Genomic DNA, 25,944 nt, shown 5'->3' with positions numbered 1-25,944 from the left:
GGAAAACCCTGGACTGGAAAACTCCGGAGGAAGCGCTGGCCGAAGAGATGGCGGAATTCTCATCCAGGTGTTGCGCTTGATTGTTGAGACCAAGCAGCCCTTCTGCAGTGCCAAGCGCGGACGCCAGTCGGTACTGACATCCGCCACCCCAGTGAGCTCCATATCGTCCTGCCTGGCCACGGCTTCGGCGACGCGCTTTCCGATTACGCCGTAGCCGTTGACCGCGACTCGGATCTTTTTCATAGGACTCATCTGCGCTCCTTGGTCGGAATTACTCCGCCGTGATGTATCGCCGATTGCTCCAACCATCAGGCCAAGTATCACACGACAACGGGCATCTAATCCGCCCAAATGACCAAGCGCGGCGAACTTCTACCAACCGAGCCCAACCTACCAAAAACCTTGTCGCCGGCCGTCGGGATTCTAGCCAAGATGGTCTGAGAAAGTCGGCTGAATTGTAATCAAACCGCCGCATCTTCGCAGGTCCGGTTTGTCGGCGAGGGAAATTGCTGCGCACGGAGAACCTTAGGCGCCGTGTCGAAGAGAGCGCAAATCGGATAACCGGTTAATCTATCGCACCACTGATGCATCGTTGCATCATTTCATTCTTGAAGACAGATCTATGACTCAGCACAACCATCATCATCAAGATGATCAGGTGAATGACCAGCAACCGCCGCATTCCCGGAAAGGTGCTGATGGCGACGTCCATGCCGGGCACGACAAGCACGCCGGCCACAGCGTGGCGAGCTTTCGCGACAAGTTCTGGCTCACGCTGCTGCTGACCATCCCCACGCTGATCTGGAGCGGGATGATCCAGCATTGGTTCGACTACACCGCACCCCAGTTCCCGGGGTCGGCGTACATCCCGGCGGTGTTCGGCACGATCGTGTACTTCTACGGCGGCTCGCCGTTCGTCCGCGGCGGATACCACGAGCTGAGAAATCGCCTGCCGGGCATGATGACGCTGATCTCGCTTGCAATCACCGTCGCCTTCCTTTACAGCGCGTTGGTCACGCTCGGCGTTGTCGAGGGCTTGGACCTGTGGTGGGAGCTGGCGACGCTGGTGGCGATCATGTTGCTCGGCCACTGGATCGAGATGCGTTCGATCAACCAGGCACAGGGCGCTCTCAAGGAACTCGCGAAGCTGCTGCCTGATATGGCGGTGCGGTTGGATGAGGCCGGTACCGCGAAGGAAGTCCCTGTCGCGGAACTGAAGCGCGGCGACCTGCTGCTCATCAGGCCCGGCGCGAGCATTCCCGCCGACGGCGTCGTGAAGGAAGGGACCAGCGCCGTCAACGAAGCGATGATCACCGGCGAGTCCAAGCCGATGGACAAGTCGACGGGCGACCGGGTGATCGCCGGCACCGTCAACGGACAGGGCTCGTTGCGTGTCGAGGTGACGGGAACCGGCGACGAGACCGCGCTCGCGGGTATCATGCGGCTCGTCGAGCAGGCCCAGACGTCGCGCTCGCGCGCCCAGGCCCTGGCGGACCGGGCGGCGTTCTACCTCACGATCATCGCCATCGTCTCCGCCGCGGTTACCGCCATTGTCTGGCCACTCCTCGGTCGACCGTGGAGCTTCACGATCGAGCGCGTAGTGACCGTGCTCGTGATCGCCTGTCCCCATGCGCTAGGTTTGGCCATCCCGCTGGTGACCGCCATCTCGACCACGATTGGCGCACGGAACGGCCTGCTCGTGCGCGATCGACGCGGCCTGGAAGAGGCCCGTTTGCTGAACACGGTCGTGTTCGACAAGACAGGCACGCTCACGCTCGGTTCGCACCGCGTCGTGAAGACCACTGCCGCCGATGGACTCACCGACGACGAGGTGCTTCGCGTGGCCGCGTCGGTCCAGCGCGACGCTGAACATCCGATCGCGCAGGCGCTGATGACCAGCGCCAAGGAACATGGCATCGACGTTCCGATGTCGCAGGACTTCGAGTCCATGCCGGGACGCGGCGTGCGCGCAGTCGTCGAGGAGCGCTCGCTCCACGTTGGCGGGCCGGGTCTGTTGAGAATGCTCGCGGTCGAACCGCCGGAGACGCTTCGGCGGGCTGCCGAATCAGCGGCAGCCGATGGTCAATCTGCAACCTACCTGGTGGAAGGCGACCGGGTGCTCGCCGTGTTCGCGATCGCTGACGCCATCCGTCCCGAATCGTTCGATGCGGTCAAGCGTCTGCACGACAACGGACTGGAGGTTGTGCTGCTGACTGGTGATTCCACCGCAGTCGGCAATGCGGTCGGGAAGGAGCTCAATATCGACACCGTCTTCGCCGAGGTCCTGCCAGAGGACAAGGTGGCAAAGATCGAGGAACTGCAGGCCCAAGGGAAGCGCGTCGCGATGGTGGGCGACGGCGTCAATGACGCGCCGGCGCTGCTCACAGCCGACGTCGGCATCGCCATCGGCACAGGGACGGATGTCGCGGTCGAGGCTGGCGACGTCGTACTTGTGCGCAGCGACCCGCGCGACGTCCCTGCGATCATTGCATTGAGCAAGGCGACCTATCGCAAGATGATCCAGAACCTGTGGTGGGCCGCCGGGTACAACATCGTCGCCATCCCGCTCGCTGCCGGCGTTCTCGCTGCATGGGGGATCATGCTGCAACCCGCGCTTGGTGCAGTGCTCATGTCGCTGAGCACCATCGTGGTGGCGATTAATGCGCAGCTGTTGCGCCGGGCGGTACGGTCCCCATGAACATGAACTGGCGACACCTATGACCACGCGCCGGCTTCTGGCACTCAACGTTGGCTCGTCCACCCTCAAGGGCGCGTGCTATCTGTTGCACGCTGAGGGGCCAGGCGCGCAGCCACGCGTCGTGGAGCGCTCCCGGGCCGAGATTGCCGTCGGCGCGGATGCGCAAGAGCGACTTGCCACCCTGCTCGAAATATTGTCGATACCGGCGCCCGGCCCCGACGTGGTGGTCCACCGAATCGTACATGGCGGCGACCTGCGCAACGCCAGCGAGCTCGACGAAGATGTACTTGCGAAACTGGATGCCTTGGTGCCATTCGCACCCTTGCACCAGCCGGTCGCCCTCGCGTTCGCGCGTGCCGCGCGCCTGCGTTGGCCGCAAGCCCGCCAGGGCGTGGCCTTCGACACGGACTTCCACGTGACACTCGCACCCTGGAGCCAGCGCCTGCCCATCCCCGAAGCATGGGATGCGCTGGGCGTCCGCCGCTACGGTTTCCACGGACTCGCCTTCGCCTCTGCACTGCGAGTCGTGGCCAGCCAGGACGCCGGAATCCTGCGGAGCCGCGCCGTCTTCGCGCATCTGGGGGGTGGTTGCAGCGTCTGCGCCGTCGAGGACGGTCGGAGCCGCGACACCACCATGGCGCTCACTCCGCTGGGGGGAATCCCGAGCCCTACCCGCTCCGGGGATCTCGATCCCGGTGCGTTGCTGTACCTGCTCAGGCACGAACGGCTGGACGCGCAAGCGATTGAAGATGGTTTGTCCCGCACTGCAGGTCTTGCCGGCATCGCCGGGCACGGCGATATGCGCGTGCTGCTTGCCGATCCTGGCCCGCAGGCCCAGCTTGCCGTGGACCTCTTCGCAGTCCGGATCGCGCAGTCCATCGCGGCCATGGCCACGGGAATCGGCGGACTCGACCATGTCGTCTTTTCCGGCGGCATCGGCCACCGCGCGCCCGGTCTGCGGGCGCGGATCATCGCGCGCCTGGGCTGGCTTGGCTTGGCGCTGGCACCTGACGACAACGATGCTGGGGCCACGCGGATCGATGCCGCGAGCGGGCCGGCCATCTGGAACGTCGCGATCGATGAGGAACGCGAGCTGGCCGAATCAGCATTGGCCTGGCTGTAGTCCACGGCATACCGCCAGGGCGGCCCCAGCCAGGATTACTCGCCGATCAGTGGCGTCGTGAGCACCGCTGCGAATCCACCACCTGGGGTGCGCATGTTCGTAGTCTGGCCCTGATAAAGCCGGGCCGCGAACAACAGCACACCCGCCTCGGACGCGAAGCAGCGCACGTCCGCCTTGAGGGACTGGCCCCCATGCACAATCCGCATGCTCGGTGGCGCGAAGGCCTGTGCGATGTAGGTCGCCGACGCCATAGACTCCCAAGTCCGCCGGGTCAACTTGTCGCCCCGATAACTCCCACGGCTGCCGAACCCTGCTGCAGGCTTGAAGAAATAGCCGTTGCGCGCTGCCCACAGCGCATCCCGGTTTCCGGGCACGACTTCAACCGTGGGCGGGATCACCTGGGCCAGCAGGGCCGCCGAGCCCGCATCCACCCCGAACCCGCCGATCAAGGTCGGGTCTCCAAGCACCGCAAGGTTGCGCTTGTCGGCGAACAACGCGTGCGCACGTGGATGCGGGGTGAATGCGACGTCCCCCGCCAGGTAAGCCTGACGAAGGTCTGCATGCGAAGCTTCCTCGAGCGCGAAATCGGTCAACCGGTTGTAGACCATGTCGATCCGGCCATGGGCATCTGCAAGCCCGTCCGGGCCAAGGCTCAGTTCCTCGGGTGCGCGTATCACGCAGTCCACCCCATGCTCCTGGAATGCGTCCGCGTACAGCTCGAACTCCGGGTAAAGGAACTGCTCCCGCGGGGCGCTGTCCACGATCGCCAGACGCGCAGGCGCGCGGCCGAACTGCTGCCGGGCATCGTCCAGCCAGGCGGCGACAGCCGCGTTGCGGGCCTTCGCCGTCGTTGTCCAGGTGGTCCACGCAGCCGGCGCGCAAGACCGCACGCCATCGAGCAGCACTGCATTGAGGAGCAGGCCGCCGGGATTGGTGTTGACCTCGATCAACCGCGGGCCGTCGACGGTCAAGTGAAAGTCCAGACCCAGGACGCCCCCCGCCGAACCCGGATCATGGGTTGCAATGTCAGGGGCCCATTGCAGGACCCGTTGGCTATATCCCGGGTTTCCTGCGACGTCGAAGACCGCCGCCGCGACTCGTCCCATGGCCTCCAACGCGGGCCGATCAACGAACAAGGCATAGGGTGAAAATAAGTGCGCGTGTACGGCGGGATCAGTCGTGAACTCCGGAAAGGCACCCCGGATCGACTCGTGCAGACGGAGGATGTCGACCACTTCGCATGCACACCGCTGGTTGAGCGGCGCGCTTTCCAGGGTGGCACAGTCGATCTCGCAGCCTGTCTGTCCAACTATTATCGGAGTCCGCGGTTCAACCACAACAGGGATTGTTCTGTTGGATCGGTGGACATGGCACTGTTCCGAACGAGCAGAACACACAGCAGTCGCCTTGATGCGGACGCAAAACCGCTCCACAGCCCGTGCACTCATAGAAGAATTGACACGCTGTGATGGGCATTGTCTCGGTCGCCCGATGGCCGCACTCCGGGCAGGTCAAGACGCTTTCCAGCTTGACGTCACTCACCGCGAGTCCGCACCTTGGCCGGGAAGCCTGCTTCCGTGACTGCACGCGCGATTCCGGCTGCATCCGTCTGGCTCGATTCGAACGTCACCGTGACTGTTTCAGCCCGGGTGTCCACCTTCACATCGGCCACGCCCGGCACCTTCTCCAGCGCCTTCCTGATGGTGATGCCGCAGGCGGGACAGGTCATGTTCTCAGCATCGAGCATCACTACGGTTGCGGGCGTCGCAAGAGCGGCACCGACCGACAGAGCAGCCACCAGGGCCAGTATCCACTTGTGCATCGCGCCTCCTACAGAATCCAGACGATGTAATAGGGAAACAGCAGCAACAGGACGATGAGGGCTGTCGCCAACCAGAGCCAACGTCGCCTGCGTCGCAGAGCGTCCGGGGCGATGCAACTGCCATCCACACCGCACCGTGCCGCCGGTCGATACAGCATCCAAAACGCCACGGCCAAGGACAGTACGGCGGCGGCGCTGAACCAGGGCCTCAAGGGATCGAGAGCTGTCAGGGTGCCGATCCAGGCGCCACTGATGCCCAGCAGGACCAGCACCAGCGGCACGACGCAGCAGACCGATGCGCCAATGGCGGCGATGCTCGCGCCAACGATGGCTGGAACAGACGATTTGGCCGGGGTTGTTTGCATCAGAGTATACTAGCCTCTGTACCTAGGTACGGAGTCAAGCCGTGCGTCCGAACACGTTTACGATCAGCCGGCTGGCGGCGGCGGCCGATGTGCACGTCGAAACCGTGCGCTACTACCAGCGACGTAGGCTGCTGCGTCAACCCGAGCGACCCATAGGAGGCGTGCGTCGTTACGACGAAAACGATGTCAATCGGCTTCAGTTCATCCGGCGCGCTCAGATGATGGGATTCAGCCTCGACGAGATCGCTGGCCTGCTAGAGATCACAGGCGAACGTTCTTGCGAGCAGACCCGTCAGCTGACCGAGCGAAAGCTCGTCGATGTCCGTCTACGAATCCGCGAGCTGCGACAGCTGGAGAGGGATCTCGAACAGAAGATAGCGCGGTGCGCCCAAGTGCCGGCGGGAGAGTGCTGCCCAACCCTCGATTTTCTGGAGCGGCCAAGAAAGCCAGCTGCGACAGGCAGTTAGCTCACTTTCGGCCCATTTTTACACGAATCCCTGCCGACCCTCTCATGGCTTGAACCGGCGGTCGAGCTCCGCCTGGGCAAAATACGCTGACGCCTTGCGCAGGATCTCGTTGGCCTGGCGCAGCTCGCGTACTTCCCGCTCCAACGCCTTTATCCGCGCCTGCTCGTCGGTAGTCGGCCCGCTGCGCAAGCCGCGGTCACGCTCGGCCTGACGGACCCAGCGACGCAGCGACTAGGGCGTGCACCCTACCTTGCCTGCGATCGAGACAATCGCCGCCCACTGCGATCCGTGCTCGCCCTGATGCTCCAGCACCATCCGTACCGCGGGGTTCTACCCCGAAATCACGGACGGCTGTAAAAGAGCTGACAGCTTCCGGTCTTTCCTGGCCACCCTGCGCCGCATCCTCGGGTTGTGGAACCGCTCGATGTATTCGAACACATCAGCCCTGGCGGCATCGGGTGTCGGATACGTCATGCGGTGGACCCGCTCGCGCTTGAGCAGGCCGAAGAAGCCTTCGCACGCCGCGTTGTCACCGCAATGGCCCACCGCGCTCATCGAGCACACCAGTTCGTTGGCCGCCAGGTAACGCTGGTAGTCGCCGCTCCGGAACTGGCTGCCGCGATCGGAATGCAGGATCACCGGGTCGCTGCCCTGACGCTGCCAGACCGCCATCTGCACGGCCCGGATCACCATCTGCCGATCCTGCCGATGGTGCATCGACCAGCCCACCACGCGCTGGTCGAACAGGTCCAGCACGATGCACAGGCACAGCTTGCCCTGCCGGTCTTGAGTTCGATGATGTCGGTGACCCACTTGGTCTCCGGCTCCAGCGCAGTGAAGTCCCGTTCCAGCAGGTTGCGCACGCCCGGCGGCGTCAGCGCGGGCCGGCCACGCTGCCCACGCCGCTTCGGCCGCGGCCAGCCCTCCAGGCCATCTTCAGCCATCAGGCGCGCCACCCGGTTCAGGCTGACGGGTTCGCCGGCATCGGCCAGATCTTCCTGCATCCGACCGGCGCCCAGCGTGCCCCGGCTGTCTTCATGCAGCTCACGGATGCGGTCGAGCAAGCGCTCGTTGTCGAGCTGGCGGGTGCTTGGCAGGCGCTTGCTCCAGTCGTAGTAACCACTGGCCGAGACCCGCAGGCAGCGGCACATCAGCCGAACCGGGAACTCATCGCGGCAACGTTCGATCGCCTGATACCTCAGGACGATCCCTTGGCAAAGAACGTCGCCGCTTCTCTTAAAAAATCCCGCTCCTTCTTCACCCGGGCCAGCTCGCGCTTCAGGCGGGCGAGTTCCTCATCCCGGGGCGAGCCGGTGCCGCCGAAGGCCACCTTGCCTTGGCTCTGGGCCTCTCGCTTCCAGCGGGTCAGCAGCGTGTCCCGGATCCCCAGCTCCCGTGCCACCTGAGCGCAGCTGACGCCCGGCTGGCTCGCCTGCTCAACCGCGCCACGCTTGAACTCTGCACTGAACTTCCTTCGCTTCGACATGAACACTCCTCATGGCCTCGATCGGCCTTCTCGTAAGTGTCCGTGAAAACGGGGGTGAACCCTCGGTGGCCATGTGAGCCGCGTCGGACAGCAGCGCCAAGCTGTTGGTGACGAGGCCACCCACCACCTCGGCGACCAGGAAGGCGGCGGTGAGTCCGAAGGCCCACCACAACGGTTTCTCATGCTGGACTTCGCCCAGCCCGTGATCGTGTCCTGCACCCATGTCTTGTGCTCCTAAGTGGCCGCAGCCTGCATGAAGTTTCGATCAAGCGTTCGCAGCCCGCGGTGAACCCTCCGCCTGCCGATGCAGCCAGCGATACAACGCCGGCAGCACGAGCAGCGTCAGCAATGTCGAGGACACGATGCCGCCGATCACGACCGTCGCCAGCGGGCGCTGCACTTCCGAACCTGCGCCTACGTTGAGCGCCATCGGCAGGAAACCGAGCGAGGCCACCAGCGCCGTCATCAGCACCGGGCGCAAGCGACCCAGCGCCCCATCCACGATCGCATTGTCGAGAAAATCGCCTTGCTCACGGAGCTTTCGGATGAACGCGATCATCACCAGGCCGTTCAGCACGGCAACGCCCGACAACGCGATGAAGCCGACGCCAGCGGAGATCGACAGCGGAATGCCGCGCAATGCCAGTGCGATTACGCCGCCGGTCAACGCCAGCGGCACGCCACTGAACACGATGGCCGCATCCTTCGCCGAACCGAAGGCCATGAACAACAGGCCGAAGATGATCACCAGCGTCACCGGGACCACGATCGCCAGGCGCCGGCTCGCGGAGATCAGTTGCTCGAACGTGCCGCCGTATTCGATCCAGTAGCCAGTGGGTACCCGGACTTTCGCTTCGATCGCCGATTGCAGTTCGTTGACGAAGCCGCCGAGGTCGCGGTCGCGCACATTGGCCGTGACGACCACGCGGCGCTTGCCGTTCTCGCGGTTGATCTGGTTGGGGCCAAGCGTGGACTCGATGCGCGCCACTTCCCGCAACGGCACCGTGCGTGGCGCACCGCCCACCCAGCTTGCCGGCCGGCTCGATTCGTCGGCCTCGCCGTTGCTGCCCAGCGGGATCGGCAGATCGGCGAGTGCGGCCGGGTCCTGGCGCACACCTTCGGGCAGGCGTACGACCAGATCGAAGCGCCGATCGCCGTCGAACAACTGGCCGGCCACCTCGCCGCCTACGGCCGTGGCCACCGTGTCCTGCACGTCGCCTGGGTTGAGCCCGTAACGCACGAGCGCCTGGCGATCCGGCACCACGGTCAGCAGCGGCAAGCCGGCGACTTGTTCGGTCTTGACGTCGGCCGCACCGGGCACGGCCGCCATCACTCGCTGCACCTGCGCCGCCGTGCGGACCAGCTGGTCGAGGTCGTCGCCATAGATCTTGACCGCCACGTCCGCACGCACGCCGGAAATCAGCTCGTTGGTGCGCATCTGGATGGGCTGGGTCAGCTCGTAGTTGTTGCCGGGCAGCCTGGTGATCGCCGCTTCCATCTCCTCCAGCAACTCGTCCTTCGGCTTGCGTGGGTCGGGCCAGTCCTCACGCGGCTTGAGCATCACGAAGGTGTCTGAAATCGACGGCGGCATGGGGTCGCTGGCCACTTCGGCAGTGCCGATCTTGGCGAACACGCGTTCCACTTCCGGGAAGCCTGCCAGCGTCTTCTCCAGTGTTTCCTGCATGGCTACCGACTGGGTCAGGCTGGTGCCGGGAATGCGCAGCGCCTGCACCGTGATGTCGCCTTCGTCCAGGTTCGGAATGAACTCGGTGCCCAGACGGGTAGCAAGCAAGCTGCACAGCACTACCAAGGCGGCAGCGCCAGTTAGCACCCAGCCCCGACGCTTCAACGACCAGGCCAGCATCGGTGCATAGCGGCGTTTGGTCCATGCCATCAGACGGTTTTCCTTCTCCTCGACGCGGCCGCCCAGGAAGGTGGCGACGGCCGCCGGCACGAAGGTGAGCGAGAGCAGCATCGCACCGGTCAGCGCAAGCACCACGGTGATCGCCATCGGGTGGAACATCTTTCCTTCGATGCCGCTCAGCGCAAAGATGGGCAGGTACACGGCGGTGATGATGCCGACGCCGAACAGGCTGGGACGGATGACTTCGGCCGTCGCGACCGCGGTCAGGTCGAAGCGTTCCTCCCGCGTCATGGTGCGGCCGAGGGCGTGCTGCGCCTCGCCGAAGCGGCGCAGGCAGTTCTCGATGATGATCACGGCGCCGTCGACGATGAGTCCGAAATCGAGCGCGCCCAGGCTCATCAGGTTGCCCGACACGCCGCCGCGCACCATGCCGATAACGGTGAACAGCATCGCCAGCGGAATCACCGCCGCCGTGACCAATGAAGCGCGGACGTTCCCCAGCAGCAGGAACAGCACGACGACGACGAGGATCGCGCCCTCGATGAGGTTCTTGGCGACGGTGTGGATCGTGCGGTCGACCAGTGCGGTGCGGTCGTAGACTGGACGGGCCGTGACGCCCTCAGGCAGGCTCGCGTTTGCCGTTTCGAGCTTCGCCGCGGAGGCCTGCGATACCTCCCGGCTGTTGGCGCCCACCAGCATCACAACGGTGCCGATGACCACCTCGCGGCCGTTCTGTGTCGCGGCACCCGTACGCAGTTCCGGTCCTTCGCCCACGAGCGCCACGTCGCGTACCCGGATCGGCACGCCTTCGCGCCGGTCCAGCACGATCTCACGGATGGCATCGAGATCGGCAACCTGGCCCGGTACGCGAACGAGGAACTGCTGGCCGTTGCGCTCGATGTAGCCGGCGCCGACGTTCTGGTTGTTGGCCGCGATCGCCGTGACCACGTCATGCAGGGTGAAGCCCAGCGCCACCAGTTTGGCCGGATCCGGCGTGATGTGGATCTGCCGTTCGAAGCCACCGATGGTGTTGACCTCGGTAACGCCCGGCGTATTGCGCATCTGCGGACGCACCACCCAATCCTGCAGGGTGCGCAGGTCGGTGGCCGTATACGGTGTGCCGTCCCGCTTGCGCGCCGTCGGATCGGCGTCGACGGTGTACATGAAGATCTCGCCCATGCCGGTGGCGATGGGCCCCATGTCCGGGTCCAATCCTTCCGGCAGCTGCGACTTCACCTGCTGCAGGCGTTCGGATACCTGTTGGCGGGCGAAGTAGATGTCGGTGCCGTCCTCGAAGATGACGGTAACCTGCGACAGGCCATAGCGGGACAGCGATCGGGTGTAGTCCAGGCGCGGCAGGCCGGCCAGCGCCGTCTCGATGGGGAAAGTGACGCGCTGCTCGGCCTCCAGCGGCGAGTAGCCCGGCGTCTCGGTATTGATCTGCACCTGGACATTGGTGATGTCCGGCGTGGCATCGATCGGCAGCTTCGTGAAGCTCCACACGCCCAGCCCGACCAGGGCGAGCGTGAGCAGCAACATCAGCCACCGATGCGCGATGGCGAATCGGATGATTTTTTCGAGCATGGCGGCGACCTCAGTGCTCGTGCTCGGCGGTCGATTTCTCGATGTCCGCCTTGACGAGAAAGCTCTGCTCGACCACGACCTGCTCGCCGGCCTTCAGGCCGGACACGATCTCGACGCGCTGTGCGTCGCGGCGCCCGCCCCGCACCGGGCGCGTGACGTAGGTGTCGCCCCGGCGCACGTACACCACATCGTCCTCGCCGGCGGTCTGCAGCGCGCCGAGCGGGACCACGAGGTTAACGGGCTGGTGATCGACCGTCACCCGCGCCTTTACCGCGGAACCCGGCCGCCACAGGCCGTCGAGGTTGCGGATCGTGGCACGCGCCACGGTGCTCTGGCTCGCGGTGGCGGTTCCCGGCAGCACGCGTTCGAGCGTGGTTTCGGCGGTGACGCCATCGCTCATGCGGGTAACCAACACCGGTACGCCGGCGGTGATGTGCTGTGCGTCCGCGCCGAAGATGTGCAGGTCCACCCACAGCTCCGACAGGTCCGCGATCTCGTACAGCGCCGCGCCCTCGCCGGCGACCGTTCCGATCGACGCGTTGCGCGCGAGGACCACGCCGGAAATCGGCGCAGGCACGGTGTAGGTGGTGAGGCTCAGGTTGCTCTCGATCGTGGCCAGCGGCTGCCCGGCCCGCACGCGGTCGCCCACGTTGGCGCGCAGCGTACGGATCGGGCCGGGAAAGCGCGCCATGACCTTGGCGACGCGGCCTTCGACGGGCGTGAGCAATCCCTGGACTTCGTGCTCGTCGGCGATCACCCCGGCGGCAGCCGGTGCAACGCGAATGCCGGCGTCCTGCGCCACCTTCGCGGCGATGGTGGTGCGATCCATCGCCTCTTCGTGACCTTCCTCTTCTTGGCCGCCCGCTTCGGCCTGCGATTCGTCTTCATGGCCGGGCTCACCCGCGGGCTTGGCGCCGCCACAAGCGCCCAACAGGACAGCCAGCGTCAGCGCGCTGATCCGGTGCATCCACTTCATGGGGTGTCTCCTTGCGTCGCCCGTGTCGGTGCCGCCACGAAAGGCGCTCCGGTCAGGCGTTGGATTTCGATAAGGGCGCGCTGGGCTTCAAACGCGGCGTCGAGTTGTTGTTTGCGCGCGGCGGTGCGTTCGGACTGCAACTGCGCCCATTCCAGGTAGCTGATGGCCCCGGCGCGGTAGGCGCGCTCGGCCGCCGCTTCGGCCCTGGCGAGCTTGGGCATCACGTCGGTGCGCAGCCGATCCAGCTCCACCTGCGCCGTGAGGTAGCGACCGTGCGCTTCGGCCAGTGTCGAATACAGCGACAGCCCCTTGGACTCGCGTTCGATCTCCAGCGCGGTGAGTTCGGCCTCGGCCACGCGGATCTCCGGCTGCGCGCGGCGACTCGCGCCCAGCGGCATCGACACACTGCCCACGAGGGCCAAGTCGTCTGTTGACTGCAACCTGCGGATGCCGACTTCCCAATCCAGATCCGCCTTGGCATCGGCACGCGCGAGTTGCAGGCGCGCCTCACGGATACGGCGCTCACCGACGAACTGCGCAAGCTCGGGCGTCTGTTCCAGCAAGCTCGCCAGGGTGGCAAACGCAGGCACCTCGGGCAGGACCGTCGGGTCGCCAGCCACCGCGTCGAAGGTGGGTGATCGCTCGCCCCACAGGGCGGCCAGGTGCTGCCGCGCCGCCGCATGGCGTTGCTCGGCACGGGCACGATCCAACTCCGCTCGGGCCAGGGCCGCCTGCGCGGTCAGCACGACCGACTCGGGCGAAGCGCCGGCCTGCAGCCGTTGCCGCGCTCCGGCGACGGTACGTTGCCGCTGGGCAATGTCGAGCTCGGCGATCTCGCGCTGGCGTTGCGCGGCGACCATCGCCAAGTAGCGACGCGCGACTTCCGCCAGCAGGTCGAGGCGCCGGGCCTCGCGCTCGACCGCCAGGGCATCGATGCGACTTTGCGCCAGCGTGCGACGCGCATCGAGCTTGCCGCCACGCTCCAGCACCGACGCCAGGGTCAGGGTCAGCTCCGCGCCGCTCAGGCCACTCGCCTCGCCGGTGCCGAAAGCGTTCTCGACGCTGGCGCCGGCGACCAGTGGGGGGCGCAGGGTTGCGCGGCCCAGTTCGGCGGCGAGCACGTTGTGTCGCGCCCCGAGCAGGCGCAGATCGGGATGGGATTCGGCGACGCGCGCAAATGCGTCGTCCAGGGAGAGTCGATCAGCCGCGTTCGCCGGCCATGCAATGGCGGACACGGCGACCAGTGCGGCGAACGCCGCAAGTCGCACAGACATGGAAACACTCCAATCGGAAAGGGCCAGCGCCGGTGGGGCGTCAGGCCGAGATCGGAGGTCGGAAGGGGGCGAGCCATCGCCCGCTAGGCACAAGGCGCGAGTCCGTCAGGTTCGTGGGTTCGCTGTGACTGATCCGGGGCAGCACCAGCGGTGCAGCGGGTGTAGGCACCACGTGCCCGCAGCAGTGAGCCAAGTGGTGCATGACGTGCAGCGTGCCGGCGGCATTGCCCTCTTCATCGGGCGCTCCGGTTTCGCTGATGTCGTGCACGCTCGCGGCGCCGTGCGACAGCTCGTGCAATTCGCTCACCGAGCCCAGCACCGGCTGCAGGACCACGCTCAACGCCAATGCCGCCAGCATCAGCCAGCGACAGAGGGACAGCGGGGGACGGCGCGAGGTCATGCAGAGGGCGATTTCGATTCGGCGCGGGCACGGCGGGCATCGCCGAGGATCTCGATGGCTTCCTTGATCACGTACAGGCCGATCAGGGTGCCGATGACGTAATCCGGGTACGGGGTGGCGAGCCAGAGTACCAATACACCGGCCAGGATGACGCCGATGTTGGCCACCACGTCGGCGCGGGTGAACAGCCAGGTGGCACGCAGGTGGACCTCGCCCGCCTTCAGCGGGGCAAGCAGGCGCAGGACGGTGACGTTGACCGCAAGCGACAGCAGCGCGGTGCCGATCATCCAGCCGCTGAGCGGCTCGGCGCCATAGACGACGCGCCGGCCCACCTCCACCAGCACGCCGATACCGAGCACGAGCAGCACGCTGCCACTGAGCCAGGCCGCGTTCGCCTTGAAGCGGGCGGTGCGCCCAATGGCCACCAGGCCGATCGCGTAGGCGGTGGCGTCGGACAGCATGTCCAGGGCGTCGGCCAGCAGGCCGGTCGACTGGGCGATCCAGCCGGCAAGGCCGCCGATCACCGCCATGGCGGCGTTGAGCACCAGGGCGATGCGCAGTACGCGCCGCTCCTGTGCGTTCTTTGCCTCATGGTGGCAGCCGCAATCGCTCATCGGGGTCCTCGTCGAACAGATGCCACCCGGCCAGGGTGGCGGCGGAATGCGGCGAAGGATAAAGTCTGTAGTAGCTACGGAGTCAAGCACGTGAAGATCAGCGAAGCGGCCGCCGCCAGTGGCTGCCACCTGGAGACCATCCGCTACTACGAGCGCTCGGGCCTGGTGTCGCCGCCCAAGCGCACGCACAGCGGCTATCGCTCCTACACCCCCGCCGATGTCGACCGGCTGCGCTTCATCAGCCGAGGGCGCGAGCTGGGCTTCAGCCTGGAGGAGATCCGCAGCCTGCTGCGCCTGGACGACGACCCCACCATGTCGTGCCGCGACGTCGACGCCATGGCCCGCACCCATCTGGCCGATATCCAGGGGCGCATCGCAGAGTTGCAGCGTATGGCGTCGGAACTGGAACGGGTCATTGCCGACTGCGCCGGCGGCGAGCGCGGAACGTGCACCATCCTGGGGGCACTGCGCCGGCCGGGCAGCGCCCAGGTTTCATGTCCGGAACCGGGGTGCCGCTCATGAGCCTCGAACGGTATCTGGAGGCCGCCGGACGCAAAAACACGCAGCGCAGGCGAACTTGTCGGCTGCTAGCCACGATAACGCCCCCTAATCAGTCCCTTCGTCCTCCCGATATCACATGCGAACAGAGAGCTTTGGATCGTACATGTAGGCGGCGAACATCATGCGAATCGAGAATGTCCGACAATGGATTGTTGCTCAGCAGGCAACCCACGCAGATATCTATGTAGAGCCTGCATCTCCACCTATCGTAGGCCGATGGGAACTTCGCGGTGCGGCGAGCCCCGTTCGCGCACACTCTTCCCCTCAAGCAGGGTATTCGAACCATTTCCCATTCTCATTCGCCCTAGACCCCCAAGTTCATCGACGTACTGGTCGAAACCGGTAGTCACATCGAATGGAGGCCATGGAGGACCTCTGCCTGGATGACCTCGGCCTCCTCGTGTTCCCCCCAAAAAGGGGAAATCCAACGCTTCCCCCAAGTCGGAAATGTTCGCCGAGTTCCGCAGCCACCGCGATACGGGTGAGCCGCCCCTGTCGATTGAAAAGCACGCCCTTCACATCGAGAGAGTAAGGGCATGGCAATCGTTGTCCTGCACACGCGGACGAGCAAACAAACTGATCCAGCCCGTTCTCAACCCTTCTTTACAACCGTCCATGATGTCGGGGTAGAACCCTTCCATATCGTGCTGTTCCTGGAAACCTATGCAGTTCAAGCAAAGGAATCGTCATCCGCCGCCAACCGATCCATTAGCGGCTCGGCCAGTGAAATGGCAGTGACCGGAAAGTCGGGAGCAGACTCGACGGAGGTGGATTCAACTAGCACTGAAGGACCACTGGAATGACATCATAGGGTGACGTTTCACCGAAAATCTGCCATTCCTGTTCCGTCATTGAGGGCCGACGACGGCGAAAATAGAGCTCCTTTGGCATCATTAGTGGCATGAGGTCGTTAGGGCCCGCATCGTCCTCACCTAGAATTAGCCACTCGACCGCCCACGTTCGATGCTGGCTGATCAGCTCACGGTGCCTAACCAGCCATTCAAACAACGGGCTGCTATCCCGGTAGTTGAAGCTTTGGGTTTCCCGTCCCCCCTCGAGATATAAACAACAGGCCCGCACCCAAATGCGACGACGCCAGCGCCGCTCGCTGCGTGTGCGGGCGTTCCGACCCGGCGACCCCGCACACTCTCGACTGCTACGGTAATACACCCCCGCTTGATGCAACTGGCTTTCGGCCCGCTTCCATGCGTCAGCGGTAGGTTCGACTCTAGGATGCCACTCCACCATGCGTGAGCCAATCATCAACTCCCAAGTGTCCCTGGCCTCATCGTGATAGTTGAACTGATCAGCGAACAGCTTTGCTGCCTGCCGCAGCGCGAGTTTGAGGCTGTCGGCACGATCCAAATGCGCCGCATCTTGCGCCTCGCGATGCAGCATAAGCAGCAACAATAGCCCATCGAGCGTGGCGAACCGTTCCGGGGCGAGATTCAGTGGCGGAGGGCTGATAGGTCCGAGCGGGTCAGGATCAGAAAGCAGTCCGAGCTCAACGCCATTCTCCTCATCCTCAGGGATACACCGAACGATCAGATGCCGCCGGAGTTGTTCCGCAAGCCAGGCCGCTCGCTCCGGCCATGGCGGGGCCCACTCTTCAAGGTGTTTCCAGAGCATGTGCCGGTAAATCGTTCGGGTCGTTCTAAAGCGACGCTTGCTGCCGACGTGATCGACCAACGACGTTGTACCAGAGGCCGTGACCCGGTCGGGATCGTACCCATCCTGGCGGACCTGATCGAAACGAGGCTTTCGGTCCAACCCCTTGCTTGAAAGACTATCTGGCCGATCCAGGTCCCTCGCTTTGTCTACACCAGCCAACGCCATTGTGGCGGCCAGCCAGTGCCATGCACATGCCCGGCGGGCTGGGTCACTGAAAGTCCCTAGGGGGCGGCCACCAGCCATAGAGCGAAACTCAGGGTTATGGGTCACTCAACTATGGCCGAATCTGTGCTGAGATGACAATGAGTGTCCACAGGCGCCGCCAATGACCGTCGATTGCCCAGCTTCGTCTACTGCTGCCATGTCCCAGGAAAGTGCTGACTTGCTGGCCCGTCATGGGGAACTGATGGACAGCCACGCGCTGATCGCATTCTTCAAATTCGGAAGCGATCGCTCGTTCCGCCGGAGCGCGGCGAAGGCTGCGCTTCCCGTAGCTGTATTTCGCGTTCCAGGTCGTAGCGGTTGGTTCGCTCGGACCCAAGATGTGGCGCTATGGCTGACCACTGCCGGCCAGGAATCGATCTCAAGGCCCCGAAGGGCCTCCCCGTGCCCGTAAGCCCTGCCAGTTAGCATCCGCGGACGAAAGGCGACTGGATGTCTACTACTACCAGTCGCCGAAGAACAACGGCCGACTGGTTACAGACAGACTCTCGTGACGCACGTATACGCACTGCCGGCATGGCGTCCTGACATCGCGGTACGAGACATTTGCCCGACACCCTATAACCGCCGACCCGAGGACAGGCCTGCCCAGACAATTCCACTTGCCCGTACGAGAGACTCAATTTCCGGTCCCGGAAACGAAGGCGGGCCCCGTAGGAAGGGCCCGCGAGACAGCAAGAGACGTGTGAGAACGCTCAGCTTCTTCGAATTTGGGGTCGCCGTCAACTGCTGCCTGTAAGAAGGCAGACACCTACCGGAGCCTCGTGATGCCGACTCGCATCTCCACCGCGCCGAGCTGACGGCGCGTTAACGCCGCGCACGCCCGCCCCGCCCCACCTCGCGGGCGAACTGCCCGTGCGTGTCCTCCACCGTCTGATTGATCGGCCCGATGCGTACTCGCGCCTCGGCGCCACCACCCATGCCCGATGGCGACCATGTGGTCGTCGCCGCAGGAGTCCTCATGTCCTATTTTTCCATGTCGCTCGCAAGTCGCAGCGGCAAATCCGGCACGTTACGCGCATTTCTCGACGCCGACGCATCACTCCACGTGCCGGGTGAGCGCCCCTTTGAACCGCGCATCTACAAGCGTCGCGAGTTTGAGAACTGCGACATCTACGGCTACCAGTCAATCAAGGAAGGCCGCGCGGTCGAGGTCGACGGCCTCGCCTCTATCGCGGTGGCGCTTGCGCTGGAGACCGATCCGCGCGTGCAGGCCTACACCGAGCGTCCGCGCATGCTCAACGCCGGCGACACCCAGGTCGAGCTCGACTTCTGGGTCCAGCACGCGACTGGCTTTGTGGAATTTCTGCTTATTGTCGCTGACGGTGCCTGCGTTCTGGGGCCCGGTGGGACATTGCGCCCGCGCGAAGCCGAGCGGCTCGAGGCGGCTGCCAGCGAGCAGAACGTGCGTCTCCGCTTCGTGACCGAACAGGACGTGCGTCAGCAGGGTGGTGCGGTAAACCAGCACATGCGCCTTCTTGCGTTCGCCCAACTCGCCCAGAATCTGAGTAACCGCTTGGCGCTGCGCAGTCGAATCGTGGAACACCTGAACAAGGTCGAGCGTTCGCGCATCGACCAGCTCGAGGCAGCACTCGCACACTTCCACCCATGTGATGTGCAGGCCGTCACCTGTGAACTGATCTGTTTGGGGCTCGTGGATTTCGATCGCACCGTGCGTCTTGGACGCAGCACGCTCGTGTCACGGAGGTCGCCGGAATGACCTACCTCACCGAAGAAGATGTCGCACGACTCCTAGCGCTGCCGCGCCCGGATACCGCGGCGATGGTCGATCTGGACGACGCGACACGCAAGGCCATCGACAACCGCGTAAGTGCCCTCACCGCCCTGATTGAGGGCGAGCCGATCAAACGCGTTGCCACGCTCTACGGGATCCACCGCAAGACCTGCAAGCGCATGCTTGAACTCGCGAATGAGCCGGCGCCTAGCGGCGGCGTGCACGGGTTTGCGGTTTGCCTGCCACAGGTGCGCCTAGTTGATCCCAAGCCGCGCCACAAGGAGGCCCCAGTACTCAAGCATGCCTATGGCATGACGCGTCTGGTGGAGTCGCTTCCCGAACTCAAGGCCGCGCTCGTCAATTTCAAAGGCACCCTCCCCTCGCGCCGCCAGACGAGCCCCGCGTTCAATCGTCTGTGCCGGGAGGTGAACCGGATCCTGGATCGGGCCGGCCGCGGCGAGGACGACTACCCTCGTAACACCCGCGACGGCGGTCGCCGCGCCATGGCCACTTTCATCAAACGCCTGCGCTCCCAGATCGCTGATCTTGCGATGACGTTCGTCGCCCATCCGGCACTGACGAGGTGGGCCGAACTCTCGACTCCTGAGCCGTTCGACGAGGTCCAAGTTGACGGTCACTACATCGACCTCAAAGACCAGTGGTGTGCGATCCCACTCTCGGACGGCACGCACCGTTTGACGCGGGTATCCGGGCTGTTGTTATTGGCCGAGATCGACGTAGCTTCGCGGGCCTGCATGGGCTGGACTGTGATCGTGGACGAGGCCTATTCGCAGTTCGACTTCCTACGTACGATCAAGCACGCCCTGATGCCGTGGCGCCCAAAGGATATGACCGGGCGGCGGATGCAGTACTTGCCCAACGCCTGGATGCCTAGCGCGATGGACGGCCCGCCCCCGCGCGGCCTTCGCATCTCGGTGGACAACTACAGCAGCCATCTGGCCAAGAACGTCAAACGGGCGCTCGCGCAGGTCCGTCTTGGGATCTACCGCTTCGGCCATGCTGGGATTCCCGAGACCCGGCCGTACATCGAGGCGTTCTTCAAGTCGATCGAAGTGCAGGTCCTGCGCTACTTGGCTGGCGGCTTTGAGCCGGAGACCAAAATGCGCGAGGAGCAGCGGGTGTCGGCACGAAACAGCAAGACGCACCCGATCTTCCTTCACCTCTTGGAGGACATGCTCGACATCGTTTTCTCGACCTACAACGTCACCCCTCACGAGGGCCTGCAGGGTCGCAACCCGCGAGAGGTGATCGAGGCGTATCTTGCCGACGGCGGCATGCCGCTCCGCTCGAGCCGGACGTCAGAGGACGTGCGGGACCTCGGCCGCTTCCGGATCCGAGTGACGATCCGCGGAGGGGGTGGCGAGCTGCCCCACGTCAACTTTGGATATGCAACCTACCGCAGCGAGAAGCTCAACACGCGCCCGGACTTGGTCGGCAAGACTTTCAACGGCTACATCGCCGAGGACGCGCGCTTCCTGCAACTACTCGACAAGACGGGCCAGCCGTACCTAGAACTCAAGACGTTGCCACCATATGCGCTGACTCCACATTCGCTCGATGAGCGGCGGCGAGCGCATCGTTGGCGCAAGATTCGTGGACAGCACTGGAACGGCATCCCCGACTTGATCGACGCGTTCCACGCAGAGGTGCGCGACGCGGCCCGCCACCTGCGCTGGGCGGCTGACGATGTCGCTTCGGGGCGCATCCCCAAGGAAAAAACCCCTGACGCGGCCCGCAGCGGCGCGGCCCGCACGCTCGAGGGCTTCGCCCCGCGTGGCGGCAACGTCTCGTTGCGCCGTCGCTGATCAATCACGTCCGTCTCTCTCGACTGTCGCCCTTCGTCCGCATGGAGTCCTCTGCAATGACGACCTCTGAAGTTCACCCGCTTCTCCGCTACAAGCGGCCCCTGATTCTCACCCGTCCCGGCGAGCGCCTCGCCGGGGCGACCCGAGCAAGCATTGAGATGGGCTGCGACGCCCTCTGGATCGAAGGCCATGGTCGTGTGGGCAAGACCTTTGGCGGCCGCCAGCTAGTCCAAACCGATGCTTGGCGACCGTTCTCGATGTACATGACAGAATTTACCTACAGTAAGCCGATAAAGCCCACAGAGGGCTATTTCATGACGTCCCTTCTCACGCAGATGGGGCAGTCCGTCGCCGCGAGTGCGAGCAGCAGTATGCTGCTCTCCCGTGTGGTGCGTACGCTCAACGAGCAGCGCGTCAAACGCAGTGCCGACATGATCGGCTTGGTCTTCAATGAGGCCAACCGCTTCACTTCGGAGGAATACGAGCACGCGATGTCGATTGGCAACGAGTGTGAAAAGACTACGCGCCTGTTCTACCTCTTTATCAACCAGAGCGACGCCGGACGGCTTGGCCGCGGAGACACCGATGCTCGCCCGCCCCGGCACATCTTCGGCCGCTACTTCATCAACTCGCACCGCTATACGGGACTGCTGTGGGACATTCCTCCGGCTGACCGGCCGCATCAGGCGATGTCGGACGTGGCGCTGGCCTTTTTGGAATACGACCAGGAGCTCACTTGGCCGGAGGGTTCTGGTATCACGTTCACACAGCACTGCGCGCCCAAGGCCTGGGCCAATGGATGGCGGCTGGGCAGCCAAATCGACATGATCCGCAAGGTCGTGAACGAGGTTCGCTCTGAAGCAGGGCTGCCGCTAGCCACCAGTTGGCCGATGCTGACCTTCGAGAAGTTCGTTTACACGGTGCTGGTTCGCATTGCGATGGAGGACGAAGATTTCCTAGAGCTCACCGAGGCGCAGGTACGCGAAGTGCTGTATCGGGTCGGATACCTGGAGATCGAGCCGGGCTACGAAGGGGTCGCGGCATGAGCATTGTGATCCCTGGACCCTACATCGAGCTCCGCGGTACCCGCCCGCGTGACGAACTCTCACCCTTTGCCGATGTCCTGACGTCCCCATTTGCTGGCAGCGATCAGTCCGAGACTCCGGCCGCCTCGGCGTTCGGCACGCTTGCGAAGATCGTCCGCCTTAACTACCTGGCACCGAAAGAGCTGTCCAGCCTGCTGGGCATTCGGGTCCGTCGAGCCGACGACCTGTCGGCCGTAATGACCTTTTCCGAGGCCCGCCAGATCGCTGTCGCCCGGTCGCTTCGACTGCCGGAGGTGCCCATGGAGTGGAACTTGTCCACTTGGTTTCCCTTCAAGGCACCCTCCTCGCTACTGGCGACTGGCTGGACCTTCCGCTACTGCCCGGAATGCCTACGCGAGGGTTACCACACCCTGCTGCATCAGATGCCTTGGATCCACCGCTGTGCTTGGCATGACGTCGGACTACGGGATGACTGTCAGTACTGTGGCCTGCCGGTCGCGGTAAAGGCGGACTGGCTGGCCGGCGCGAACCTGGAATGCGCCTGCAGCCAGAGCCCGCTGGACACGGACTTGATCATGCGCGCGACCGCACCCGAGGGCGCTAAGCTGTTCACCGACAATTATTTGGATTGGGCCGCCAAGGAACGCTCGCGTTCCACGTTGGTCATCCCGGACCTCGCGGGTGACCCACGGCCTGCGCTTGCGGCGCTGGTTGAGGTGCCCGGCCCTTGGCACCGGCGCATTCGCGTGGCTACCGACTCGCGCGCCGATTCCCCTTGTGGTCCGCCGCCCTCATTGCCCATGGTGCATGTCCGAACCCTGCGGCGTTCGGAACACGCCCCGTTGCCCGATCGCGACGGCCTGGTCGAACTTGAACAGGTCCGGCGCGACCGGCCGGGATTCCTGACCACGCCCAAGAGGCTCGCGCCGATGATGTCAGCCGTCGCAGCGAATCTCGCTCTGCGCCTGCCAGTGAAGTCGCTGACTGATCGGGAGATGAGCCTGTTTCTAGCCGGGGTCGGTATCGAGGCACCCGAATCATTCGACCCAGCAGATCGTCGGTTCTCTGGTGAGGTGTCGATGCTGCCACCTAGCTTTATAGGCAGCCGTCAGTTCCTCAACCTGCTGTGCGTTCATCCCTGCACTTACCGCTTGGTGGCGGGGCTGGTGGACGCCGTACTTGACGGGCGAAACCTATTTGACTTCCATGCCCAAGCGAGCCATCAGGAATTCGACTTGCTCATGCGCGGCTGCGGGCAAGTCCTGGCACGCGGATACGCTGAGGGGCTACGCTCAACACTCGCGGTTCACGTGCCCGAACTGTACACACAGTCGCGTCTGAGTCCGCGGTTGCGGCAACCCTGGGTCATGGTGCGTAGGGATAGCGGCCGGCTGTCCAGCGTCCGCGTAGCCTGGGTGCCTCTGTCGTGCGGCGATCGTGGGGAAGCTCAGGTGTTGGAAGCGGCGGATCAGGCGAACCAGCGCCGCCAATACTCTGGGCGGCGGCGGCGTCGGAAGTAGGTCCCTTCTAGACTGCGGCACCCTGATAGGTGCGCATCCGATTGTGGTGGGGCCGGATGCGTAGTCCCCACACCATGCGTAGCTTGCAAAGGGGTGCCAGCAACACTGCGGCGACTAGCGCACAAAGAGGGGCGCGCAAGCACACCTCAGGTCAAAAGAATCAATCAGTTACTGTGGGCACTCGGGAGTGCGCTGCCCACTCGCCCCGACATCGGGACAACCGCAGGAGGCCCACATGTTGCACATCGTCAGACTGATCCAGCGCCGTCATCCCGAGCGCGCCCGCGGCATCGTCGCGGCGCTTGTCATCGCCTCGGTTCTCCTGCTGCTGACCGGCCTCGCGCTGCGCTGGGCCGGCTGAGACGTGGCCATGCGTGAGTTCACCGTCACCCCGCCCGGCACTGTCGCCTGGATCGGCCTGACGCTCCTGCTGGCGGTGCCGCTGGTGCTGATGGCCGCCGGATTGACGATCGGCGAGGCCTGGCAGGAGCCTTCGGCATGGCTCGCTCCGGCGCTGCTGGTCCCGGTCGCCGTCGGCCTGCTCTGGTTGCTGCGCCGGCGCCGGGTCGCCCTCCGGGACCATACCCTGATCGTCCAGGCCGGCTTCAACACGCGCCGGGTCGACGTGCGCGAACTCGCCCTGGACAAGGCGCGGGTGGTCGACCTCGACGAGCGGATCGAACTGCAGCCGGTGCTGAGGGGCCTGGGTACCGGCCTGCCCGGCTTCCGTGCCGGCTGGTTCATCTCGCGCGGCGATTTCAGCCGGATGTTCTGCCTGCTCACCGACCGCCACCGGGTACTGTGGCTGCCGCTGCGCGACGGCCCCGGGGTGTTGTTGTCGCTGCAGCAGCCGCGGCAACTGCTCGATGCGCTGAACACGCTGGCGCCGCCTTCGCACTGAACGCGTCGATGACGCCTGCCGGTCGCGGCGCTAAGCTGGGCGCATGCGCGGCACGCCCGACATCCTGATCAACAGCGCCGAGATCGAACTGTGGCCGGCGCGGCGGCTGCGCGCCCGCGGCAACCGCGACGCCCGTGCCCTTGCCCGCGCACGCTATGTGCTGCGACGCAAGCGCGATGGCCGCTACCTCGCCGCCGAACTGGACGAAGGCCTGTTGGCCCTGGTCCCGCGACTGGCGCGCGAGCCGGGCCTGGACGAAGCGCTGGCGGCGCTGGAGGCGATCCCCACGCATCGCCGCAGCGGCATCGAGCGCGTCGGCGAATTGCCGCTCGCACGGCTCGAACAGCGGTTGCGGGTACTGGGCCTGGACCACGGCTACGGTGAGCGCACCGGGCTGCCCCTGGTCGCCGAACCCGACTGGCTGGCGCTGGCCGGTTTCGACCGCTACCGGCGACCGCTGTGGCTGCACGTCGAGGCGGCCCGGGGCTGGCGCCACCTGCAGGCGGAGGCGCTCGCCGACGGCATCGTCCTGGAGGCGATCTCCGGCTACCGCAGCCACGACTACCAGTTGGCCATCTTCGAGCGCAAACGCGCGCGCGGCCTGGAGGTCGAACAGATCCTGCGGGTCAACGCCGCCCCCGGCTACAGCGAGCACCACTCCGGACTCGCGCTGGACATCGGCGCCCCGGGCGAGCCGCCCGCCGAGGAATCGTTCGAAGACACCGAAGCGTTCGCCTGGCTGTGCGACAACGCCGCCGGCCACGGCTTCACCATGAGCTATCCGCGCGACAATCCCCACGGCATCGTCTACGAGCCCTGGCACTGGGCCTGGCATCGCGCCTAGGCAGGCCCGGCCGGCCCGGAGCGCGCCCTCCTACCCCTGCGAGCGGTTGGTCGGCGTTGCCGCCTCGCTGGCGCTGTCGGCGATCCGCCACAGGTACAGGCTCGCGTAGGTGCGGTACGGCCCCCAGCGTTCGCCGCGCTCGAGCAGCGCCTTGGGCGTCGGCGCCTGCTCGGCCTTGTCGACGATGCCGGCGCCCTTGCGCACGCCCAGATCGTCGATCGGCAACACGTCCGGCCGCCCGAGCCGGAACATCAGCATCATCTCCACCGTCCAGCGGCCGATGCCCCGGATCGGTACCAGTGCCTCGATGATCTCTTCGTTGTCCAGGTACGCCATCTGCCGCAGCGTCGGAATCTCGCCGCGCGACTCGCGCAACGCCAGGTCGCGCAACGCCAGGGTCTTGTTGCCGGATACACCACAGGCGCGCAGCGCGGCATCGTCGATGCGGCCGAGGGTATCGAAATGCAGGCGTTTGCTGCCGATCGCAGCCTCGACCCGGCCGACGATCGTCGATGCCGCCTTGCCGCTGAGCTGCTGGAACAGGATCGCCCGCGCCAGCGCGTCGACCGGATCGAAGCGCCCGCGCCAGCGCGGGTCGGCCTCGATCGAGCCGATCCGGCGCATCCAGCGACCCAGCTTGCGGTCGCGACGCGCCAGATGCGCGTGCGCGGCCTCGGTGTCGAATCCACGGACGTGGCGCGGCATCGCTCAGCGCCTCGCCGCGTCGACGGCGTAGGCCAGCCACGCCAGGATCATCAGGCTGCCGCCGGCCGGCGCGAGCCGGGTCGGCCAGCCGAACGCATGCGCGGCGACCAGACTGCCGGAGAACAACAACACGCCCAACAGCAGGCCCGCCAGTGCCCAGCGCCCGAACCGGCGCCGCGCCTGCGGGGCCAGCGCGCACAGCGCCAGACCGTGACCGAAGGCGAACGCCGCGGCGTTCTG

General features: G+C 65.2%; 24 protein-coding genes and 4 pseudogenes. 12 read left to right on the top strand and 16 right to left on the bottom strand.

The window, feature by feature from the left end; genetic code table 11:
- Positions 1–252: pseudogene (locus FKV24_RS10690) on the bottom strand (hypothetical protein); the annotation flags it as partial.
- A gap of 370 nt (positions 253–622) precedes the next feature.
- Here FKV24_RS10690 and FKV24_RS10685 point away from each other — a divergent pair.
- Together FKV24_RS10685 and FKV24_RS10680 are read left to right on the top strand one after the other, a co-directional pair.
- Positions 623–2,698, top strand: a complete 2,076-nt coding sequence (locus tag FKV24_RS10685; RefSeq protein ID WP_249040992.1) for a heavy metal translocating P-type ATPase — start codon at positions 623–625, stop codon at positions 2,696–2,698.
- Positions 2,699–2,717: 19 nt separating this feature from the next.
- Complete coding sequence (locus FKV24_RS10680) at positions 2,718–3,821, top strand: acetate/propionate family kinase (RefSeq protein ID WP_162797638.1); 1,104 nt, start codon at positions 2,718–2,720, stop codon at positions 3,819–3,821.
- A gap of 35 nt (positions 3,822–3,856) precedes the next feature.
- Here FKV24_RS10680 and FKV24_RS10675 read toward each other — a convergent pair whose 3' ends face one another.
- The 4 genes from FKV24_RS10675 to FKV24_RS10660 all read right to left on the bottom strand — a co-directional run bounded on the left by FKV24_RS10675 (position 3,857) and on the right by FKV24_RS10660 (position 6,008).
- The gene (locus FKV24_RS10675) at positions 3,857–5,056 is read right to left on the bottom strand and encodes a hypothetical protein (protein WP_028917131.1); all 1,200 of its coding nucleotides are present in this window, start codon (positions 5,054–5,056) and stop codon (positions 3,857–3,859) included.
- 94 nt (positions 5,057–5,150) lie between these two features.
- The gene (locus tag FKV24_RS19855) at positions 5,151–5,426 is read right to left on the bottom strand and encodes a GDCCVxC domain-containing (seleno)protein (protein WP_255683533.1); all 276 of its coding nucleotides are present in this window, start codon (positions 5,424–5,426) and stop codon (positions 5,151–5,153) included.
- On the bottom strand, positions 5,356–5,643 hold the full coding sequence (locus tag FKV24_RS10665; protein ID WP_028917132.1) for a heavy-metal-associated domain-containing protein: 288 nt from the start codon (positions 5,641–5,643) through the stop codon (positions 5,356–5,358). The genes FKV24_RS19855 and FKV24_RS10665 overlap by 71 nt, the downstream gene beginning before the upstream one ends.
- 8 nt (positions 5,644–5,651) lie before the next feature.
- Complete coding sequence (locus FKV24_RS10660) at positions 5,652–6,008, bottom strand: mercuric transporter MerT family protein (RefSeq protein WP_017355168.1); 357 nt, start codon at positions 6,006–6,008, stop codon at positions 5,652–5,654.
- A gap of 41 nt (positions 6,009–6,049) precedes the next feature.
- On the opposite strand from FKV24_RS10660, the gene FKV24_RS10655 reads away from it, so the two are divergent.
- On the top strand, positions 6,050–6,475 hold the full coding sequence (locus FKV24_RS10655; RefSeq protein ID WP_043766636.1) for a MerR family transcriptional regulator: 426 nt from the start codon (positions 6,050–6,052) through the stop codon (positions 6,473–6,475).
- A gap of 40 nt (positions 6,476–6,515) precedes the next feature.
- Here the strand turns inward: FKV24_RS10655 and FKV24_RS10650 are convergent.
- From FKV24_RS10650 to FKV24_RS10615, 8 genes and pseudogenes are all read right to left on the bottom strand, one after another.
- Positions 6,516–6,790 (bottom strand): annotated as a pseudogene (locus tag FKV24_RS10650) (transposase); the annotation flags it as partial.
- 15 nt (positions 6,791–6,805) lie between these two features.
- Positions 6,806–7,961, bottom strand: a pseudogene (locus FKV24_RS10645) (IS3 family transposase).
- A 4-nt stretch (positions 7,962–7,965) separates the two neighbouring features.
- Positions 7,966–8,184 (bottom strand): annotated as a pseudogene (locus tag FKV24_RS19285) (cation efflux transmembrane domain-containing protein); the annotation flags it as partial.
- A gap of 42 nt (positions 8,185–8,226) precedes the next feature.
- Positions 8,227–11,409, bottom strand: a complete 3,183-nt coding sequence (locus FKV24_RS10635; RefSeq protein ID WP_141482367.1) for an efflux RND transporter permease subunit — start codon at positions 11,407–11,409, stop codon at positions 8,227–8,229.
- Positions 11,410–11,419: 10 nt separating this feature from the next.
- Positions 11,420–12,385, bottom strand: coding sequence for an efflux RND transporter periplasmic adaptor subunit (locus tag FKV24_RS10630; RefSeq protein WP_141482366.1), 966 nt, complete (start codon positions 12,383–12,385; stop codon positions 11,420–11,422).
- Positions 12,382–13,659, bottom strand: coding sequence for a TolC family protein (locus FKV24_RS10625; RefSeq protein ID WP_043689475.1), 1,278 nt, complete (start codon positions 13,657–13,659; stop codon positions 12,382–12,384). The genes FKV24_RS10630 and FKV24_RS10625 overlap by 4 nt, the downstream gene beginning before the upstream one ends.
- 40 nt (positions 13,660–13,699) lie before the next feature.
- The gene (locus FKV24_RS10620) at positions 13,700–14,059 is read right to left on the bottom strand and encodes a DUF2946 family protein (protein WP_028917135.1); all 360 of its coding nucleotides are present in this window, start codon (positions 14,057–14,059) and stop codon (positions 13,700–13,702) included.
- A complete protein-coding gene (locus FKV24_RS10615; RefSeq protein WP_024867892.1) occupies positions 14,056–14,673 on the bottom strand; it encodes a cation efflux transmembrane domain-containing protein in 618 nt (205 codons plus the stop codon). The genes FKV24_RS10620 and FKV24_RS10615 overlap by 4 nt, the downstream gene beginning before the upstream one ends.
- 90 nt (positions 14,674–14,763) lie before the next feature.
- Between FKV24_RS10615 and FKV24_RS10610 the strand changes: the two genes are divergently transcribed.
- Both FKV24_RS10610 and FKV24_RS10605 read left to right on the top strand, forming a co-directional pair.
- Entirely contained in the window at positions 14,764–15,195 is a 432-nt protein-coding gene (locus FKV24_RS10610) for a MerR family transcriptional regulator (protein WP_024867893.1), read from the top strand.
- Between the two features lie 575 nt (positions 15,196–15,770).
- On the top strand, positions 15,771–16,037 hold the full coding sequence (locus FKV24_RS10605; RefSeq protein WP_141482365.1) for a hypothetical protein: 267 nt from the start codon (positions 15,771–15,773) through the stop codon (positions 16,035–16,037).
- Here the strand turns inward: FKV24_RS10605 and FKV24_RS10600 are convergent.
- A complete protein-coding gene (locus FKV24_RS10600) occupies positions 16,012–16,863 on the bottom strand; it encodes a hypothetical protein (protein ID WP_141482364.1) in 852 nt (283 codons plus the stop codon). The genes FKV24_RS10605 and FKV24_RS10600 overlap by 26 nt on opposite strands.
- Positions 16,864–18,088: 1,225 nt before the next feature.
- Here FKV24_RS10600 and FKV24_RS10595 point away from each other — a divergent pair.
- The 7 genes from FKV24_RS10595 to FKV24_RS10570 all read left to right on the top strand — a co-directional run bounded on the left by FKV24_RS10595 (position 18,089) and on the right by FKV24_RS10570 (position 24,999).
- The gene (locus FKV24_RS10595) at positions 18,089–18,847 is read left to right on the top strand and encodes a hypothetical protein (protein WP_141482363.1); all 759 of its coding nucleotides are present in this window, start codon (positions 18,089–18,091) and stop codon (positions 18,845–18,847) included.
- Complete coding sequence (locus FKV24_RS10590) at positions 18,844–20,688, top strand: hypothetical protein (protein WP_141482362.1); 1,845 nt, start codon at positions 18,844–18,846, stop codon at positions 20,686–20,688. Before FKV24_RS10595 ends, FKV24_RS10590 begins: the two co-directional genes overlap by 4 nt.
- 56 nt (positions 20,689–20,744) lie before the next feature.
- Positions 20,745–21,734, top strand: a complete 990-nt coding sequence (locus FKV24_RS10585; RefSeq protein ID WP_141482361.1) for a hypothetical protein — start codon at positions 20,745–20,747, stop codon at positions 21,732–21,734.
- The gene (locus FKV24_RS10580; protein WP_141482360.1) at positions 21,731–23,254 is read left to right on the top strand and encodes a hypothetical protein; all 1,524 of its coding nucleotides are present in this window, start codon (positions 21,731–21,733) and stop codon (positions 23,252–23,254) included. Before FKV24_RS10585 ends, FKV24_RS10580 begins: the two co-directional genes overlap by 4 nt.
- A 235-nt stretch (positions 23,255–23,489) precedes the next feature.
- Positions 23,490–23,615 carry a hypothetical protein gene (locus tag FKV24_RS20045; RefSeq protein ID WP_262982901.1) on the top strand — a complete coding sequence of 42 codons (126 nt, stop codon included), beginning with the start codon at positions 23,490–23,492 and terminating at the stop codon, positions 23,613–23,615.
- A 9-nt stretch (positions 23,616–23,624) separates the two neighbouring features.
- Positions 23,625–24,155, top strand: coding sequence for a hypothetical protein (locus FKV24_RS10575; protein WP_141482359.1), 531 nt, complete (start codon positions 23,625–23,627; stop codon positions 24,153–24,155).
- Between the two features lie 43 nt (positions 24,156–24,198).
- The gene (locus FKV24_RS10570; protein WP_141482358.1) at positions 24,199–24,999 is read left to right on the top strand and encodes a M15 family metallopeptidase; all 801 of its coding nucleotides are present in this window, start codon (positions 24,199–24,201) and stop codon (positions 24,997–24,999) included.
- Between the two features lie 30 nt (positions 25,000–25,029).
- On the opposite strand, the gene FKV24_RS10565 is transcribed toward FKV24_RS10570, so the two are convergent.
- Together FKV24_RS10565 and FKV24_RS10560 are read right to left on the bottom strand one after the other, a co-directional pair.
- The gene (locus tag FKV24_RS10565; protein ID WP_141482357.1) at positions 25,030–25,704 is read right to left on the bottom strand and encodes a DNA-3-methyladenine glycosylase family protein; all 675 of its coding nucleotides are present in this window, start codon (positions 25,702–25,704) and stop codon (positions 25,030–25,032) included.
- Positions 25,705–25,707: 3 nt separating this feature from the next.
- On the bottom strand, positions 25,708–25,944 hold a 237-nt coding region (locus tag FKV24_RS10560; RefSeq protein ID WP_141482356.1), incomplete at its 5' end, for a DUF423 domain-containing protein.

Source organism: Marilutibacter maris (assembly GCF_006546735.2).
In the GTDB taxonomy this organism is placed as follows: Bacteria; Pseudomonadota; Gammaproteobacteria; order Xanthomonadales; family Xanthomonadaceae; genus Marilutibacter; species Marilutibacter maris.
Note: the sequence above shows the minus strand (reverse complement) of the source record. Positions and strands in the feature narration are given on the sequence as shown.